Genomic DNA, 15,512 nt, shown 5'->3' on the forward strand with positions numbered 1-15,512 from the left:
CACCATATCAATCAAAAAATGCATGCAGTTTCTAACAGCCTGTTCTATAATTTCGATCAATGAACAGAAGGCAACTCTCTCAACTCGCCGTTCTCGCTGCCGTCTCGGAACATCGCAGCTTCCGGGCCGCGGCCAAGGAACTGCTCATCGCGCCGTCGGCGGTCAGCCATGCCATATCGAGCCTGGAGGACAGTCTCGGCGTCAGGCTTCTGGCGCGCACGACCCGCAGTGTCGCGCCAACGGAGGAAGGCTCGCTGCTTCTCGAAAGGTTGCGTCCGGCGCTCGAAGAGATCGGCATCGCGCTGGAGGCGGTCAATGATACGCGCGGCAAACCGGCCGGAAACCTGCGCGTCACTGCGCCGCGCTTCGCCTCCGATATCCTGCTCGCACCGCGCCTTGGCGATTTTCTCAATCTCTATCCCGATATTACGCTGGAGATCGCCAATGAGGACGGCTTCACCGATATCGTCAAGGAGGGTTTCGACGCGGGCATCCGGCTGGAGGAGAGCCTGGAGGCCGATATGATCGCCGTCAGAATCTCGCCCAATCTGACGACGGTGATTGCGGCCTCGCCCGAATATTTCGAGCGCTATCCGAAGCCGCAGCACCCGCGCGATCTCGTCCATCATCGCTGCATCAAGCGACGCTTCACCAACGGCTCCATCTATCGCTGGGAATTCGAAAAGGACGGGCAGGAACTGATCGTCGCGGTCGACGGGCCGCTTGTTGTCAGCGAGGACCGGCTGGCCCTTCTTGCCGCGCTGAACGGCGCCGGTCTTGCCTATCTCTTCGACATGCGGGTGCACACCGAGCTGTCGGCCGGCAGGCTCGTGCGGGTGCTGGAGGATTGGTGCGCGCCCTATCCCGGGCCGTTTGTCTATTATCCGAGCCGGCGGCAAATGCGGCCGGCGCTACGCGCTTTCATCGATTTCTTCAGATATGTGGAGAGGGATGCGGGCGGCCGGTGAGGGCCGCCGCTCGTTTCCCTCGTTTTCGTCAGGCGGCTTTTGCCTTCTGGTTTGCCGCCGTCATGGCGAGCTTGGTAAGGATCTTGTCGGTGGCCGTTTCCTCCTGCAGCGTCTGGTCGAGCAGGGCGACGACATCCTTCAGGCCGAGCGTTGCGGCCCAGGTCTTCAGCGTGCCGTAACGGGCGATTTCATAGTGCTCGACCGCCTGGGCAGCGGAGATCAGCCCGGCATCCAGCGCCGGTGTGCCCTTGAATTCTTCCATGATCTCTTCGCCCTCGGCGATAATACCCTGGATCGCCTCGCAGGTCTTGCCCTGAGCGCGCTTGCCGATCTTTTCGAAAACCTGCTGCAGGCGCTCGACCTGGCCTTCGGTTTCCTCGAGATGCTTCTGGAAACCGGCCTTCAGTTCGGAGGACTGGGCGGCGCGCGCCATCTTCGGCAGGGCACGCAATATCTGCCGCTCGGCAAAATAGATGTCCTTGAGCGTGTCGTAGAAGAGATCTTCCAACGTCTTTTCCTTGGCCATTTTCTCGATCCTTGTTTTGGGAAAGGCCGCGAATGCGGCGACACACTAAGAAGCGAAGATCGCGCAATTTGTTCCCGACCGATTTCGGGTGGACTGGAAAACCGCGCCGGGCAATCATCCTGCCACCGATGGGGAGGACGAAAAGATCATGCGAAAGCCGGGTTCGATGAAAGGTCTGGAGGATCTCGGCCGCGTGCGGCTGTCGCAAAACTTCTTCTTCCGCGATTTCCTGCATTCGGAAATCGCCGATTTCTACCGCATTCCCAATATCCCCGAGGATCCCGATCTGGCGATCGAAGCCGGCAAAAGACTTTGCGAGGAACTGCTGGAGCCGCTGGAAGCGACGTTCGGGCGTCTGCACATCCGCTCCGGCTACCGCTCGCCCGAAGTCAACCGCTTCGGCAACGCGAACAATCTGAACTGTTCCACCAATGCCGCCACCGCTGCGCATCACATCTGGGATCTGAGGGACTTCGACGGCTGCATGGGCGCCGCCGTCTGCATTGCCGTGCCGTGGGTGATCGACCGCTATCGCGATGAAAGCGACTGGCAGCGGCTCGCCTGGTGGATCCACGACCATTTGCCCTACGCCTCGCTCTGCTTCTTTCCGAAGCTCTGGGCCTTCAATATCCAATGGCACGAACGGCCGAAGCGGGTGATCCAGAGCTATGTCAGCCCGCGCGGCATCCTGACCAAGCCGGGCATGGCGAACTGGGAGGGTGATCACGCTGCTTTGTACGAAGGATTCCCCCCGCTCAGAAACTGATGCGATAGCGGATGTGGCCGTCGCTTTCGACATAGCTGTCGTAGAGCGCGCGGGCCGTCTTGTTCTGCTCGCTCGTATGCCAATAGAGCCGCGACCAACCCTTCGCCTTGCAGAGCGCGACTAGATCGTCCAGCAGCGCCCGGCCGACGCCCTTGCCGCGCGCATCGGGATCGACGAAGAGGTCTTCGAGATAGCAGTCCCTGCCGCGGATCCAGGTGCCCTCATGCGTCAGGAAAAGAGCAAAGCCCATAATCCTGCCATCGATCTCGGCGACGCGCATCGCGATCGCCGAGGCCGGATCGAAGACCCGGCGCCATGTCTGGTCGGTGATATCGGCATCGACGGTCACCTCGTAAAAGGCGAGATAGGCGGCCCAGAGTTCGCGCCAGCGGGCTTCATCCTCGGGGCGGGCATCACGTATCGTTGCGGTCATGGCTCTGTTCTTTCAGCGCCGGCTTTGTCGAGCAGCGTCATTGCGTCGTTGGAAAGGGAAAGTGTCGCCGACTTCACCAGGCTTTCGAGCTGTGACAGGCTGGTCGCGCTGGCGATCGGCGCCGTCACGCCTTTCTTGCGCAAGAGCCAGGCAAGCGAGATTTCCGCCGGCTTGGCGCCGGTCTCGGCAGAAACCTTGTCGAGCGCGGCGAGAATGCGCAGTCCCTTGGCGTCAAGATATTGCGAAACACGGCCTTCGCGCGCCCGTCCCTGCGTGTCGGCCTTGCTGCGGTATTTGCCGGTGAGAAAGCCGGCGGCAAGGCCGAAATAGGTGATGACGCCGATATCCTGACGGATGCAAAGATCGGCAAGCGGCCCTTCGAAACTGGCGCGTTGGTAGAGATTATATTCCGGCTGCAGCACGTCGTATCGCGGCAGGCCGGCTTTCTCGGCTGCGTCGACGGACGCCTGGAGCAGATCGGCATCATAGTTCGAGCAGCCGATGGCGCGGATCTTGCCCTGCTGCTTCAGCTTTGCAAAGGCGCCGAGCGTCTCCTCATGCGGCGTGTCGGCATCCGGCCAATGGGTGAGATAGAGATCGATATAGTCTGTCTGCAGCCGGCGCAGCGACGCCTCGACTGCCGCCAGAATGTAGCTCGCCTTGAGCGTCTTTCCCTGGCCCATTTCCGAGCCGACCTTGGTGACGATGACGGCCTTGTCGCGGGAGATCCGCGCCTGTTTCAACCAGCGTCCGATGATCTCCTCGGAATCGCCGCCCTTGTTGCCGGGAACCCATGCGGAATAGACGTCCGCCGTATCGATCGTGTTGAGCCCGGCATCGAAAAAGGCGTCGAGAATGGCGAAGGATGTTTTCTCGTCGGCCGTCCAGCCGAAGACATTGCCGCCGATCACGATCGGCGCGACCGAAAGGCCTGTTTTCCCAAGCCGGCGCATTTCCATAAGGCTCTCCAAAATGGGTGAAATATAAAAGGCTGTATTGAATCGCGGATACGGCAGAACGCCGTCTGGCCAAGTTAGCGCGATCCCGGCGGCAGGCAAACCCGGCTTCCGCAATTTCATGTCGCGCCATTGCGTCGTGGCGGAGGCCTGAATATGGTGCGCGACATTGGTTTTGGGAGGCTCGCACATGCTGCGTTTCGGTATCATTTCAACGGCGAAGATCGGCCGCGACAATGTCGTTCCCGCCATCCAGGACGCGGAAAATTGCGTCGTCACGGCGATTGCCAGCCGCGATCTGGCGCGAGCAAGGGAGATGGCCGATCGCTTCTCCGTGCCGCATGCCTTCGGCTCTTACGAGGAGATGCTGGCCTCCGACGTCATCGACGCCGTCTATATCCCGCTGCCGACGTCGCAGCACATCGAATGGTCGATCAAATCAGCCGATGCCGGCAAACATGTGCTCTGCGAAAAGCCCTTGGCCCTGAAGACTAGTGATATCGACGCGGTGATCGCTGCCCGCGACCGCAACCGCGTGGTGGTCACCGAAGCCTATATGGTCACCTATTCTCCGGTCTGGCAGAAGGTGCGTTCGCTGATCGGCGAGGGTGTCATCGGTTCGCTCCGGCATGTGCAGGGCGCTTTCACCTATTTTAACCGCGATCCTGCCAACATGCGCAACGTGCCCGAACTCGGCGGCGGCGGCCTTCCCGATATCGGCGTCTATCCCGTCATGAGCACGCGTTTTTCCACCGGCAAGGAGCCGCTCTGGGTCCAGGCGATCACCGAGCGCGACCCGGATTTCGGCACGGATGTCTATTCGAGCGTCAAGGCCGATTTCGGCGATTTCGAGCTGAGCTTCTACGTCTCGACCCAGATGGCCAACCGCCAGGTCATGGTCTTCCATGGCACCGAAGGTTACATCGAGGTCAAATCGCCCTTCAACGCCAATCGCTGGGGACCGGAAGAGATCGAACTTGCCGATCGCAGCCACAATGAATCGCGCATTTTCCGCTATCAGGACAGCCGCCAATACAGGCGCGAGGTCGAGGCCTTCGCTCGCGCGGTCAAGAACGGCAAGGAAGAGATCGTCACGCTCGAAAACTCGAAGCTGAACCAGAAGGTGATCGATGCGATCTACCGCGCCAGTGAGAAGGACGGCTGGGAGGCAGTCTGATCGTTCCGCTCATTCCGGGCGGAAGACGAAGCGCGAATAGCCGAAGAAGCTGAAGACCATCGAGGCGACGCTGGCGATCACCATGGCCGCCAGCGGTTGAAGCGCGGGCAGCGAAAGCAGCAGCGCAGAGTAAAGCCCGTAATTGACCAGCGCCGCCGTCACGCCGACCGAGCCGTAGCGGAAGCCCTCGGCGGCAAGCGAACGGCCGGAGCGATCGAAGGTGAAGCTGCGGTTGAAGGCCCAGGTGGCCGCCATTGCCACCGCGATGGCGACGAGCCGGGCCAGAAACGGCCCGAGCGGCGTCAGATGAAGCAGCGCCGCCAGCATGCCGGCATCGACAAGGAAGCCGATGCCGCCGGCGATCGCGAAGCGGACGAGCTTTCTCATGCCGCATCCGCCTTGCCGGGACGTTCACGCGGCGCCGGTTTGGTGTCGGCGAGCGGCGCCTTGGCAGCACTGGGGGTCTCCAGGCTCATATAATGGATGCGAAGCTGCTCGGCCCGGGCCCGGGCCACCGAATCCAGGATGACGCCGGCGGTAAAAAGCATGAAGGAGATCATCATCAGCGCCATCGACAGCACCCAGGTCGGCATGCGGCTGACGAGGCCCGTGTCGAAATACTCCGCCAGCACCGGCGTCATGAAGCCGAGGCTCGTCAGCATGAAGACGGCGCTGATCGCGCTGAAGAAGGCGAAGGGCCGGGTTTCCTTCATCAGCATTGCGAACATCCAGAGGATTTTTCCGCCGTCGCGGAACGTCGAAAGCTTGGAGTGCGAGCCTTCCGGGCGGCGGCCATAATCGAGTTCCAGTTCGCTCACCGGCAGTTTCAGTCGGGAGGCATGCACCGACATCTCGGTTTCGATCTCGAAGCCGCCGGATACCGCCGGGAAGCTCTTGACGAAGCGGCGCGAAAAAGCGCGATAGCCGGAAAAGATATCGGTGAAGTCAGGGCCGAAGATCATCCGGTAGAGCAGATTGAAAAGCCGGTTGCCAAGCGCATGGCCCTGACGGCCGGCATCGGCATGCACGCCCCGCCGGGTTCCCACAACCATGTCGGCACGCTCGGTGAGAAGCGTCCGCACCAGCTCCTCGGCATCGCCGGGTGCATAGGTTCCGTCGCCGTCGGCGATGATGTAGATGTCGGCCTCGATGTCGGCGAACATGCGGCGCACGACGTGTCCCTTGCCCTGGCGCCGCTCGCGCACGACATGCGCTCCGGCCAGCATCGCCTGCAGCGCGGTGCCGTCGGTGGAATTATTGTCGTAGACGTGGATCGCCGCATCCGGCAGCGTCGCCCGGAAGCCCTGCACCACAGCGCCGATCGTCGCAGCTTCATTATAGCAGGGAAGCAGGACGGCAATGTCCGGGTGATCGGTAAGCGTTCGGGCCATAACTCTACTCGTTACACTGAAAAGCCGTTACCAGCCTAAATCACGCAGCGTTAATAAGACGCTATGACGCAGGCAAAATCGGCTGCGGTCGCAGACGGCTTTACACTTTCTTGATCGGCGCCCGCTAAGGTTCGGCCATCTGGAAACGAAGCGCTAACCACGATGAACGCCGTGCAGCCGATCGCTGATGCATCCGCCGTGACCGCCGCCCGCAGGAGCCGGCTCGGGGGCCTCATGACGCGTCTCTGGCCGGCTGTCATTGCCTATAGTGTTATCCTCGCCGCCGTTATCCTTGTTACCAAATTCTCCGGCGCCACCGATTATGTTGGTCCCGACAATGACGACGGCATGCGTCTCGTCGAGGTTCGCGATTTTCTTGCCGGCCAAGGCTGGTTCGATCTGATGCAATATCGTCTCGGCCTTGCCGGCGGTACGCTGATGCACTGGTCGAGGCTGATCGATCTGCCGATCGCTTCGCTGATCCGGTTTTTCGGGCTGTTTGCGCCGCGTGAAACCGCCGAGGCGCTGGCGCTCGCCGTCTGGCCCGTATCGCTCATCGTTCCTGCCATGCTCGCCATAGGCGTGGCGGGCCGGCGGATCGGCGGGGTTGCCGGCATGCATATCGCTCTCGGTCTCACCGCTCCGGCGATCTACACCGGAAACCGCTTCGCTCCGGGCGCCATCGATCATCACAATGCGCAGCTGGCGCTGGTCGCGACGATGGTGGCGATGCTCGTGGATCCCGAGCGTCGCGGTTGGAGCTACGCGGTCGCCGGCGTTGCGGCGGCTGTCGCCATCGCCATCGGCGCCGAGACCACCCCTTTCGTCGCTGTCGTCTGCCTCACGGTCGCCCTGCTCTGGGCATGGGAAGGCGAGAATTTCGCCATCCCCGCCCGGGCCTTCGGGCTGTCGCTGACGATTGCGATCAACATTCTTTTCTTCGCAACGGTGCCGCCCCGGCTCTATTCGATGGTCACCTGCGACAATCTCTCGCTCGGCTATTACAGTCTGGCGGCGATCGGCAGCGGCCTCCTGTTGTTTTCGGCCGTTTTCGCGAGCGGCTTGCGTCGGCCCTTACGCTTTGCCGCACTCGCCTTTGTCGGCGCCGGCGTTTTCGGTGCGGCGATCGTCATCGCACCGCAATGCCTGAGCGATCCGTTGGGCGGTCTCGATCCGATGCTGGTCGAACTCTGGCTGCGGCATATTTCGGAAGCCCAATCGCTCCTGGCGCTGGCGCGCACCGATCCCACCTCGGTCGGCGCCTTCTACGCGGCAGGTCTCTTCGGCATTGCCGTCTGCATCTTTCGCATCATTCGGCGCGACCGCGTGCAGATCCACCTGGTCCTGCTCTTTCTGCTCGCCACGAGCTGGGCGATCGCGCTGGTCCAGGTGCGCGGCGCTACTTTCTCGAACCTGCTTTCGATCCTGCCGCTCGCCCTGCTGATCATCGATGTCAGGCGCATCTCCAACAGCGACAGCGAGAATGTCGCCGTCGCCTTCGTCTATGTGATGACCGTACTCGCAAGCGTTCCGGCGGTCTGGGCCGTCGGCGGCGGGCTTGTTTCAATGCAGATGGAGAACGATGCGCAGAAGGCGGCGGAGCCGACAAAGGCGCTTTCCTGCACATCGAAAGAGGCGCTGGCATCGCTTGCGGAACTCCCGCCCGGCCTGGTCTCCGCGCCATCGGAAATGGGTGTACCGATCCTCCGCTTCACGCAGAATCGGGTTCTCTCCGCCCCCTATCATCGCGATCAGGGCGGCATGCTGACGGAAATGCATATCGGCCTGGCAAAGCCGCAGGAGGCGGAAGCCTTCCTGAAGGGGGCCCGTGTCACGACGCTTGCCTTCTGCCCGAAGGACCTGCAGACGCGCGAACTCGCTAAACTGAAGCCGGATGGGCTCTATGCCGAACTCGGCAAGGGGAATATTCCGCCCTATCTGGAACCGCTGGCGAAGGTGCCGGATACGGGCGTCCAATTCTTCCGTTACCGGCCGACGGCGAATTGACGCCGACAGCCTGATGTTGCGCCGACGTCAGTGAGACGTGCGGACGGCCCGCAGACGGTCGCTGGCATAAAGCCCGAGCACGAAGAGGATAAGACCACCATTGTAGCCGAGAATGGCATAAACAAGCGCCAGAAGTGAAACCGGCCCCGGCGAGGTTATCGCCGCCAGCGTGAAGCTCATTCCGATCAGCGCGGCCACCAACGCGATGCTGGCGGCCGAGCGCATTAACCCGGCGCTGATGCCCAATGCTGCTGCTGTGAGAATAATCATTTCAGCACCTTCCCAGAGAGAACGAGGGGAAGCATAGGAAGCGCCAACTAACAAAGATTTACCGGCTCTCTGGGCTGAAAATCCTTTGTATTGCGGTGGTTAGCAATCCCTTTCGGGTAAAACGCGCTTTTTATCTATGCGTTCCCCGGCGAAGCGAATTTTCCCGTTTTTCTTGTCATTCTTGCTGCTGCAACGACCGCATGCACGCAATGCCTGGAGCATGAAGCTTGATGGAACGGCGATGACTTTGCCACGCCAACGGTTCAGCAGTCGGGAAAACGGGTCTCTCCTGCGGTCGCGACCTTCCCGTTTCCCGCCAATGGAAATAGAAAGGAGGGATGAGCAACCTCTTCGACAGCGATTCGCCGACCAACCTTGCCGAATATTCGGTTTCGGAGCTTTCCGGCTCGATCAAGCGCACCGTCGAAACCGCTTTCGACCAGGTTCGCGTGCGCGGCGAAATATCCGGTTATCGCGGTCCGCACTCCTCCGGCCACGCTTATTTCGCGCTGAAGGACGATCGCGCCCGTATCGACGCCGTTATCTGGAAGGGCACTTTCTCGCGGCTGAAGTTCCGCCCCGAGGAAGGCATGGAGGTGATCGCCACCGGCAAGGTCACCACCTTTCCCGGCTCCTCGAAATATCAGATCGTCATCGAGATGCTGGAGCCGGCAGGGGCCGGCGCGCTGATGGCGCTGATCGAGGAGCGTAAACGCAGGCTCGGCGCCGAGGGCTTGTTCGATGCCGCTCGCAAGAAGCGGCTGCCCTTCATGCCGCATGTGATCGGCGTCGTCACCTCGCCGACCGGCGCCGTCATCCGCGACATCCTTCACCGCATCTCCGACCGGTTTCCCGTGCATGTTCTCGTCTGGCCGGTGAAGGTCCAGGGGGAGGGATCCGGCGAGGAGGTGGCGAACGCTATTCGCGGCTTCAATGCGCTGGAGCCCGCCGGCGCCATCCCCCGCCCGGATGTGCTGATTGTCGCGCGCGGCGGCGGCAGCCTGGAAGATCTCTGGAGTTTCAACGACGAAATCGTCGTGCGCGCAGCGGCCGAAAGCCGCATACCGCTGATCTCGGCCGTCGGCCACGAGACCGACTGGACGCTGATCGACTATGCCGCCGATGTCCGCGCTCCGACGCCGACCGGGGCGGCGGAAATGGCCGTGCCCGTCAAGGCGGAGCTCGAGGCGCAGGCTGCGGCGCTTGCCGCGCGCCTGCAGGGCTGTATGAACCGGCAGATGGATCAGCGCCGCCAGTCCGTCCGTAGTCTGATGCGGGCATTGCCCTCGCTCGATCAGCTTCTCGCCTTGCCGCGCCGCCGCTTCGACGAGGCGGCGGCCAGCCTCGGCCGCGGACTGGAGCTCAATACGATCAACAAGCGCCGCGGCTTCGAGCGCGTCGCCACACATCTGCGCCCGGACCTTCTTTCCGGTCGCCTTGCCGAGCGCCGCCAGATGTTGAACGAGCGGATGGTGCGGGCCGAGCGCATGGTCGAGCGGCTGATCGACCGCTCGACATCGCGTGTCGAGCGTGCCGAGGCGATCCTTGCTTCGCTGCCGGCACGGTTGAAAGCGCAAACCGGCCGCTCCCGCGAACGTCTCGGCAATCTTTCCCGCCATGCCGATACGGCGATCCGCCACCAGCTGACGCGCGCCCGCGCCGAGCTCTCGGCGCAGGATCGCGTGCTGCAGTCGCTCTCCTACAAGAACGTGCTGAAGCGCGGCTACGCCGTCATTCGCGATGAGGACAACAGGCCGGTCTCGCAAGCGGCCGCACTCTCCGCCGGCATGGGCATCGCCATCGAATTTGCCGACGGCCGTATTGGGGCTATGACCACGGAAGGCGGCACTCCGCCTGGCGGCACCAAGAAGCGCAGCACAAAACCGGCGGAGCCGACGAAGCAGGGAAGCCTGTTCTGACGATGCGGATCCTGCTGGTGCTTGCCCATCCGCTGCCGGAAAGTTTTGCCGCCTCGGTGGCACGCACGGCTCGCGAAGCCCTGGAAGCCTCCGGCCATGCCGTCGACCTCGTCGATCTCTACGCTCAGAATTTCGATCCACGCCTCTCCGAAGCCGAGCGCCGTGCTTACTTCGATATGCCCTACGGCACCTCTGATGTGGCCGACATGGTGGCCCGGCTGAAGGCGGCCGATGGTCTCGTCCTCGTCTTTCCGCAGTGGTGGTTCAATTTCCCAGCCATCCTGAAAGGCTTCTTCGACCGCGTCTTCGCGCCGGGTGTGGCCTTCACGCATGATGCCGCCGGCGGCCGGATCGTGCCGGAGCTCACCAATATCAGGCTGCTCTATGCGCTGACGACGACGGGCTCGCCATGGTGGCTGGTGCATTTCTATATGGGCAATCCCGTCCGCCGCCTGCTGAAGCGCGGTATCGCCAGCTTCTGTTCGAAAAAGCTCGTCTTCCGCATGCTGAGCCTGCATGACATGGACCGCGCCACGGAAGCCAGGCGCAAGGCGCATCTGGAGCGTGTCCGCAAGGCGCTCGCCGCCATTTGACTATTCGAAATCCGCGAGGAACTTCTTCAGCAGCCGGTCAAATTCGGCCCTGTCCCCGGCCGTCAGGTTGCGCGTCAGCCGCTGCTGATTGGCGACATGGGCGCCGACCGCCTCTTCGACGGTCGCAAGCCCCTTTTCGGTCAGCGCGATCAGCACGCTGCGCCGATCCTGCGGATTGACGATGCGCTCGACCAGGCCCGCCTTCTCCAACTGGTCGATCCGGTTCGTCATTGTGCCGGAGCTGACCATCGTCATCTCAAGGAGCTCGCCCGGCGAAAGCCGATGAGGTGTGCCGGAGCGGCGAAGTGTGGCCAGCACGTCGAAAGCAGAGGTGGAAAGCCCGTGCTGCATGAGAACGGCCTCGATTTCGCGGCCGAGATGGGTGCCGAGGCGCTTCAGCCGTCCGAGAATGCCCATCGGTTCGACGTCGAGGTCCGGCCGCTCGCGCCGCCACTGCGCCAGAATCCGGTCGACATGATCTTGCTTCGCTTCACCCATGGGGGATGGATACCATCGCATACCTTGACGTCAAGATAAATTGCGCTATGTTCGAATTTATCTTGAAGTAGAGATTCTTTGGATGAAGACAAATTCGCGCTATCTCACCGACGTGCTGACGACCGCTATCGCCCCCGCCATCTGGGGCAGCACCTATTTCGTCACCACATCCTTCCTGCCCCAGGGCTATCCGTTGACGGTTGCTCTGCTGCGCGCCCTGCCGGCGGGCCTGCTTCTGCTGCTGATTGTTCGGAAGCTGCCGAAGGGCGTCTGGTGGGGCCGCGCCTTCCTTCTCGGTGCGTTGAACTTCTCGTTCTTCTGGGCGATGCTGTTCGTCTCCGCCTACCGGCTGCCGGGCGGCGTTGCCGCAACCGTCGGTGCCGTTCAGCCGTTGATCGTCGTTGCCCTGTCGCGGCTTTTCCTCGGCAAGCCGGTCCGGCCGCTTGCCGTCCTGGCCGGTCTCGCCGGTATGGTCGGCGTCGGACTGCTGGTGTTGACGCCCAGGGCGAGCCTCGATCTCGTGGGTGTCGCAGCCGGTCTCGCCGGCGCCGTCTCGATGGCGTTCGGCACCGTGCTGTCACGGCGCTGGGCGCCGCCGGTTTCGAACCTCACCTTCACCGCTTGGCAACTGACGGCAGGCGGCATTCTCTTGGTGCCCTTTGCGCTCTTCCTCGAACCAGCGCTGCCGGCGCCGAGCATCGCAAACATCGTCGGCATTGCCTATCTGGGTCTGATCGGCGCAGCCTTCACCTATCTGCTCTGGTTCCGCGGTCTGTCGCGCATCGAGCCTTCGGCGGTCTCCTCGCTAGGCTTTCTGAGCCCTGTGGTCGCGACCCTGCTCGGCTGGCTGGCGCTCGGCCAGAGTCTGACGCCGGTGCAGATCGCCGGTTTCGCCCTGGTGCTTGCCGGCGTCTGGCTCAGTCAGCGCACGATGATGCTGCTCAGGCCCATTCGCCCTGCCGCATCACCGGAACCCGCGAGCCGTCCGGTGTGATGCCGTCGATATCGACCTTGTTGGAGCCGATCATCCAGTCGATGTGGATCAGGCTGGAATTGCCGCCCTGCGCCTTGATCTGCTCCTGGCTCAGGGTCGCGCCGTTGAGGAAGCACTTGGAATAGCACTGGCCGAGCGCGATGTGGCACGAGGCGTTTTCGTCGAACAGCGTGTTGTAGAACAGGATGCCGCTCGCCGAGATCGGCGAGGAATGCGGCACGAGCGCCACTTCGCCGAGCCGGCGCGCACCCTCGTCGGTATCGAGCACCTTGTTCAAGACTTCTTCGCCGCGTGTCGCCTTGGCTTCGACGATCCGCCCACCTTCGAAGCGCACCTGGATATTGTCGATCAGCGTGCCCTGGTGCGACAGCGGTTTGGTGCTCGAGACATGACCTTCGATCCGCAATGCATGCGGCGTGGTGAACACCTCTTCGGTCGGAATATTCGGATTGCAGGTAATGCCGTTCTTCGCGGTGGAGGCGCCGCCGTGCCATTCATGTCCGTCGGCGAGGCCGACCGTCAGATCGGTGCCCGGCCCCTTGAAATGCAGCGAGGCGAAGCGCTCGCCGTTCAGCCAGGCGGAGCGCTTGGCGAGATTGGCATTGTGCTCCGCCCAGGCGGCGACGGGGTCGCTGACATCGACACGCGAGGCGGCAAAGATCGCCTTGGCGAGCTTGGCGATCGCGATCGGCTCCGGGTCGTCGGGGAAGACCACCTTGGCCCAGGAGGGGTTGGGATAGGAGACGATGTTCCAGTTGATGTCGAAATTCGAGATCTTTTCCAGCGCCGGCTTATAGGCGGTTGATGTGGCGCGATTGGCGCGGCCGACCTTGCCGGCATCCTGTTCGGAAAGCAGCATCGGATTGTCGCCGGCGACCGCCAGACGGGCCGCTCCGTTGGCATAGGCCTTGGCCATGCCCTCGTAGAGCCAGTCGGAGGCGCGGTCGAAGCTCTCGTCGCTGCCATATTGGAAGCGCGCCAGCGTCGTTTCCTCGTCGGAGTAGAAGGCGCTCACCAGCCCGGCGCCGGCCTGATAAGCGTGTTTGGTGATGAGGCGCACAAGCGGCAGCGCCACAACAGGCGCGGTGATCACCAGGTCCTGGCCCTTCTGCAGTTGCAAACCGACCTTGACGGCGACTTCCGCGAGCTTCTCCAGCTTGACGGGATCAACGGTGTTTTGGCTATGGGGCATGAAAGTCATGGTTCAACCTGCCTTCTGTCATCGACGCTAGAGGCTGAAAGGCTTAGACCCGTTTGCGGCGAAAATGAAGCACAGAGCTGCCGATTTGAAAGCGGCCGGGCGAGATGCCCGACCAGTTTCAGCCTGATGTCTCAGGCGGCGACAGGCAGCCTGAGCAGGATCGAATTGTGCTTGTCGAGGAACTCCATCAGCCGCTGCGGATAATCTTCGCCGACGGCGACCTGCACGCTCCGGCGTTCGCGGAGTGCGCTCCGCCAGCGCGTCACCCGCTCGAGCCCCTCGAAGATGCCGCTATCTCCCAGCCTGTCGAAAACATCGAAATACCGAAAGATCGGCGCGAAGACGGCATCGACGAGGCTGAAGCTGCTACCGGAAAAATAAGGTCCATCCGCGAGTGCTCCTTCTAGCGTCGTGAACTTGGCGATGAGCGCCTTGCGCTTGGCCTCCAGCTGTTCCACCTCCGTGGCCGTTTCATAGCCCCAGAGATCGGAAAGCACGGACGAGCCGAATTCCATCCAGCCGCGATGGCGGGCGCGGGCAAGCGGATCGGCAGGATGCAGGGCAGATCCCGCCTGCGTCTCCTCCAGATATTCGCAGATGACGCTGCTTTCGAAGAGGATGGCCTCGCCGCCATCCTGTTCCTCGATTCTGAGCAGCGGCACCTTGCCGAGCGGCGAGATCTCAAGGAACCAGTCCGGCTTGTTCGCAAGGTCGATGTTGATGCGCTCGAAGGGAACACCCTTTTCGCGAAGTGCGATCGCGGCGCGTTGCACATAGGGGCAGAGATGATGGCTGATGAGGGTAAGCTTGCTCATGAACGTCTCCTCGCTGTTTAATAGATGCATTTGCATATAATGGCGCTTGCGGCTTTGCGCAAGATAAATGTATCTGCATCTATGATGGAAAAGACACCGAAGCCGAGCGAAGCCGCCACCTCTGCCTGGACCAGCATCATCCGCGCTCGCGAACGGCTGCTCGCCGCAATCGAAGCCGATCTGAAAGCGGCCGGCATGCCGCCGCTTGCCTGGTATGACGTGCTATGGGAACTGGCGCGCTCGAAGGACGGCAAGCTGCGGCCCTACGAGATCGAGGAGCGGACCCTGCTGGCGCAGTATAATCTTTCGCGGCTGATCGACCGGCTGGAAAGAGAGGGCCTGGTCCGGCGCGAAGTCTTCGCTGGGGATGGCCGCGGGCGCTGGGTTCTGATTACCGATGACGGCCGAACCCTTCGCGCGCGGATGTGGACTGTCTATGCCGCAGCGATCGAGACCCATGTCGGCAGCAAGCTTGCCGAAGACGAGGCGAAGGCGATTTCCGGTCTGCTCGCCCGTTTCCTCTGATCAGGCGATCAATGACGCGCCGACCGCTTTCAACGCCTTCAGTGCATCCTTCGGATCGAGCCGCACCTGCAGCCCGCGCTGTCCGCCATTGATATAGACCAACGGTTCGGCGAAGGCGGTTTCCTCGATCGCCGTCGGCACGGCCTTCCTCTGGCCGAAGGGGCTGATGCCGCCGACATGGTAGCCGGTCAGCCGCTCGGCATCGGCCGGCTTCATCATATTGGCCGACTTGCCGTGAAAGGCGCTGGCGAGCTTCTTCATGCTGACTTCGCGATCCGACGGCACGACAACGCAGACCGGCTTGCCGTCCACTCGGCCATCAGCGTCTTCAGCACCCGCTGCGGCGCCTCACCCAGGGCTTCCGCCGCCTGCAGCCCGACGCGCTCCGCGCCCGGGTCATAATCATAGGTGTGGATGGTGAAGGCGACGCCTGCCTGGGAAAGAACCTGTGTCGCGCGCGTGGTCTTGGACAT

17 protein-coding genes and 1 pseudogene are annotated in these 15,512 nt (G+C 62.4%); 8 read left to right on the forward strand and 10 right to left on the reverse strand.

The features are described 5' to 3' along the window. The first annotated feature begins 59 nt into the window (after positions 1-59). Positions 60-968 (forward strand): LysR family transcriptional regulator, encoded by a 909-nt coding sequence (locus tag AMK02_RS01390; protein ID WP_064800345.1) that lies wholly within the window; start codon positions 60-62, stop codon positions 966-968. A 28-nt stretch (positions 969-996) separates the two neighbouring features. Here AMK02_RS01390 and AMK02_RS01395 read toward each other — a convergent pair whose 3' ends face one another. After that, entirely contained in the window at positions 997-1,494 is a 498-nt protein-coding gene (locus AMK02_RS01395; RefSeq protein ID WP_064800346.1) for a YciE/YciF ferroxidase family protein, read from the reverse strand. Between the two features lie 148 nt (positions 1,495-1,642). Between AMK02_RS01395 and AMK02_RS01400 the strand changes: the two genes are divergently transcribed. After that, positions 1,643-2,260 carry a hypothetical protein gene (locus AMK02_RS01400; RefSeq protein WP_064805840.1) on the forward strand — a complete coding sequence of 206 codons (618 nt, stop codon included), beginning with the start codon at positions 1,643-1,645 and terminating at the stop codon, positions 2,258-2,260. On the opposite strand, the gene AMK02_RS01405 is transcribed toward AMK02_RS01400, so the two are convergent. Together AMK02_RS01405 and AMK02_RS01410 are read right to left on the reverse strand one after the other, a co-directional pair. Beyond that, complete coding sequence (locus AMK02_RS01405; protein WP_064800347.1) at positions 2,250-2,693, reverse strand: GNAT family N-acetyltransferase; 444 nt, start codon at positions 2,691-2,693, stop codon at positions 2,250-2,252. The genes AMK02_RS01400 and AMK02_RS01405 overlap by 11 nt on opposite strands. Next, positions 2,690-3,652 carry an aldo/keto reductase gene (locus AMK02_RS01410; RefSeq protein ID WP_064805838.1) on the reverse strand — a complete coding sequence of 321 codons (963 nt, stop codon included), beginning with the start codon at positions 3,650-3,652 and terminating at the stop codon, positions 2,690-2,692. Before AMK02_RS01410 ends, AMK02_RS01405 begins: the two co-directional genes overlap by 4 nt. Before the next feature lie 187 nt (positions 3,653-3,839). Between AMK02_RS01410 and AMK02_RS01415 the strand changes: the two genes are divergently transcribed. Beyond that, positions 3,840-4,826, forward strand: coding sequence for a Gfo/Idh/MocA family protein (locus AMK02_RS01415; protein WP_064800348.1), 987 nt, complete (start codon positions 3,840-3,842; stop codon positions 4,824-4,826). A 9-nt stretch (positions 4,827-4,835) separates the two neighbouring features. On the opposite strand, the gene AMK02_RS01420 is transcribed toward AMK02_RS01415, so the two are convergent. Both AMK02_RS01420 and AMK02_RS01425 read right to left on the reverse strand, forming a co-directional pair. Further along, positions 4,836-5,213 (reverse strand): GtrA family protein, encoded by a 378-nt coding sequence (locus AMK02_RS01420; RefSeq protein ID WP_064800349.1) that lies wholly within the window; start codon positions 5,211-5,213, stop codon positions 4,836-4,838. Beyond that, the gene (locus AMK02_RS01425) at positions 5,210-6,217 is read right to left on the reverse strand and encodes a glycosyltransferase (RefSeq protein ID WP_064800350.1); all 1,008 of its coding nucleotides are present in this window, start codon (positions 6,215-6,217) and stop codon (positions 5,210-5,212) included. Before AMK02_RS01425 ends, AMK02_RS01420 begins: the two co-directional genes overlap by 4 nt. A gap of 162 nt (positions 6,218-6,379) precedes the next feature. Between AMK02_RS01425 and AMK02_RS01430 the strand changes: the two genes are divergently transcribed. Further along, positions 6,380-8,224 (forward strand): hypothetical protein, encoded by a 1,845-nt coding sequence (locus tag AMK02_RS01430; RefSeq protein WP_064800351.1) that lies wholly within the window; start codon positions 6,380-6,382, stop codon positions 8,222-8,224. Between the two features lie 27 nt (positions 8,225-8,251). Here AMK02_RS01430 and AMK02_RS01435 read toward each other — a convergent pair whose 3' ends face one another. Then, positions 8,252-8,494 (reverse strand): hypothetical protein, encoded by a 243-nt coding sequence (locus AMK02_RS01435; protein ID WP_064800352.1) that lies wholly within the window; start codon positions 8,492-8,494, stop codon positions 8,252-8,254. A 338-nt stretch (positions 8,495-8,832) separates the two neighbouring features. Here AMK02_RS01435 and xseA point away from each other — a divergent pair, with 338 nt between their 5' ends. Next, on the forward strand, positions 8,833-10,413 hold the full coding sequence (gene xseA / locus AMK02_RS01440) for an exodeoxyribonuclease VII large subunit (RefSeq protein ID WP_064800353.1): 1,581 nt from the start codon (positions 8,833-8,835) through the stop codon (positions 10,411-10,413). A gap of 2 nt (positions 10,414-10,415) precedes the next feature. After that, positions 10,416-11,006 (forward strand): NAD(P)H-dependent oxidoreductase, encoded by a 591-nt coding sequence (locus AMK02_RS01445; protein WP_064800354.1) that lies wholly within the window; start codon positions 10,416-10,418, stop codon positions 11,004-11,006. On the opposite strand, the gene AMK02_RS01450 is transcribed toward AMK02_RS01445, so the two are convergent. After that, complete coding sequence (locus tag AMK02_RS01450; protein ID WP_064800355.1) at positions 11,007-11,504, reverse strand: MarR family winged helix-turn-helix transcriptional regulator; 498 nt, start codon at positions 11,502-11,504, stop codon at positions 11,007-11,009. An 82-nt stretch (positions 11,505-11,586) separates the two neighbouring features. On the opposite strand from AMK02_RS01450, the gene AMK02_RS01455 reads away from it, so the two are divergent. Beyond that, entirely contained in the window at positions 11,587-12,498 is a 912-nt protein-coding gene (locus tag AMK02_RS01455) for an EamA family transporter (protein ID WP_064800356.1), read from the forward strand. Here AMK02_RS01455 and AMK02_RS01460 read toward each other — a convergent pair. Continuing rightward, the gene (locus AMK02_RS01460; protein WP_064800357.1) at positions 12,446-13,699 is read right to left on the reverse strand and encodes an aminopeptidase; all 1,254 of its coding nucleotides are present in this window, start codon (positions 13,697-13,699) and stop codon (positions 12,446-12,448) included. The two genes, AMK02_RS01455 and AMK02_RS01460, sit on opposite strands and share 53 nt — an antisense overlap. Positions 13,700-13,830: 131 nt before the next feature. Further along, the gene (locus AMK02_RS01465) at positions 13,831-14,514 is read right to left on the reverse strand and encodes a glutathione S-transferase family protein (RefSeq protein ID WP_064800358.1); all 684 of its coding nucleotides are present in this window, start codon (positions 14,512-14,514) and stop codon (positions 13,831-13,833) included. A gap of 81 nt (positions 14,515-14,595) precedes the next feature. On the opposite strand from AMK02_RS01465, the gene AMK02_RS01470 reads away from it, so the two are divergent. After that, the gene (locus tag AMK02_RS01470) at positions 14,596-15,039 is read left to right on the forward strand and encodes a MarR family winged helix-turn-helix transcriptional regulator (protein WP_064800359.1); all 444 of its coding nucleotides are present in this window, start codon (positions 14,596-14,598) and stop codon (positions 15,037-15,039) included. Here AMK02_RS01470 and ybaK read toward each other — a convergent pair. After that, positions 15,040-15,512: pseudogene (ybaK, locus tag AMK02_RS01475) on the reverse strand (Cys-tRNA(Pro) deacylase).

Source organism: Rhizobium sp. N731 (genome assembly GCF_001664145.1).
Taxonomy (GTDB): Bacteria; Pseudomonadota; Alphaproteobacteria; order Rhizobiales; family Rhizobiaceae; genus Rhizobium; species Rhizobium esperanzae.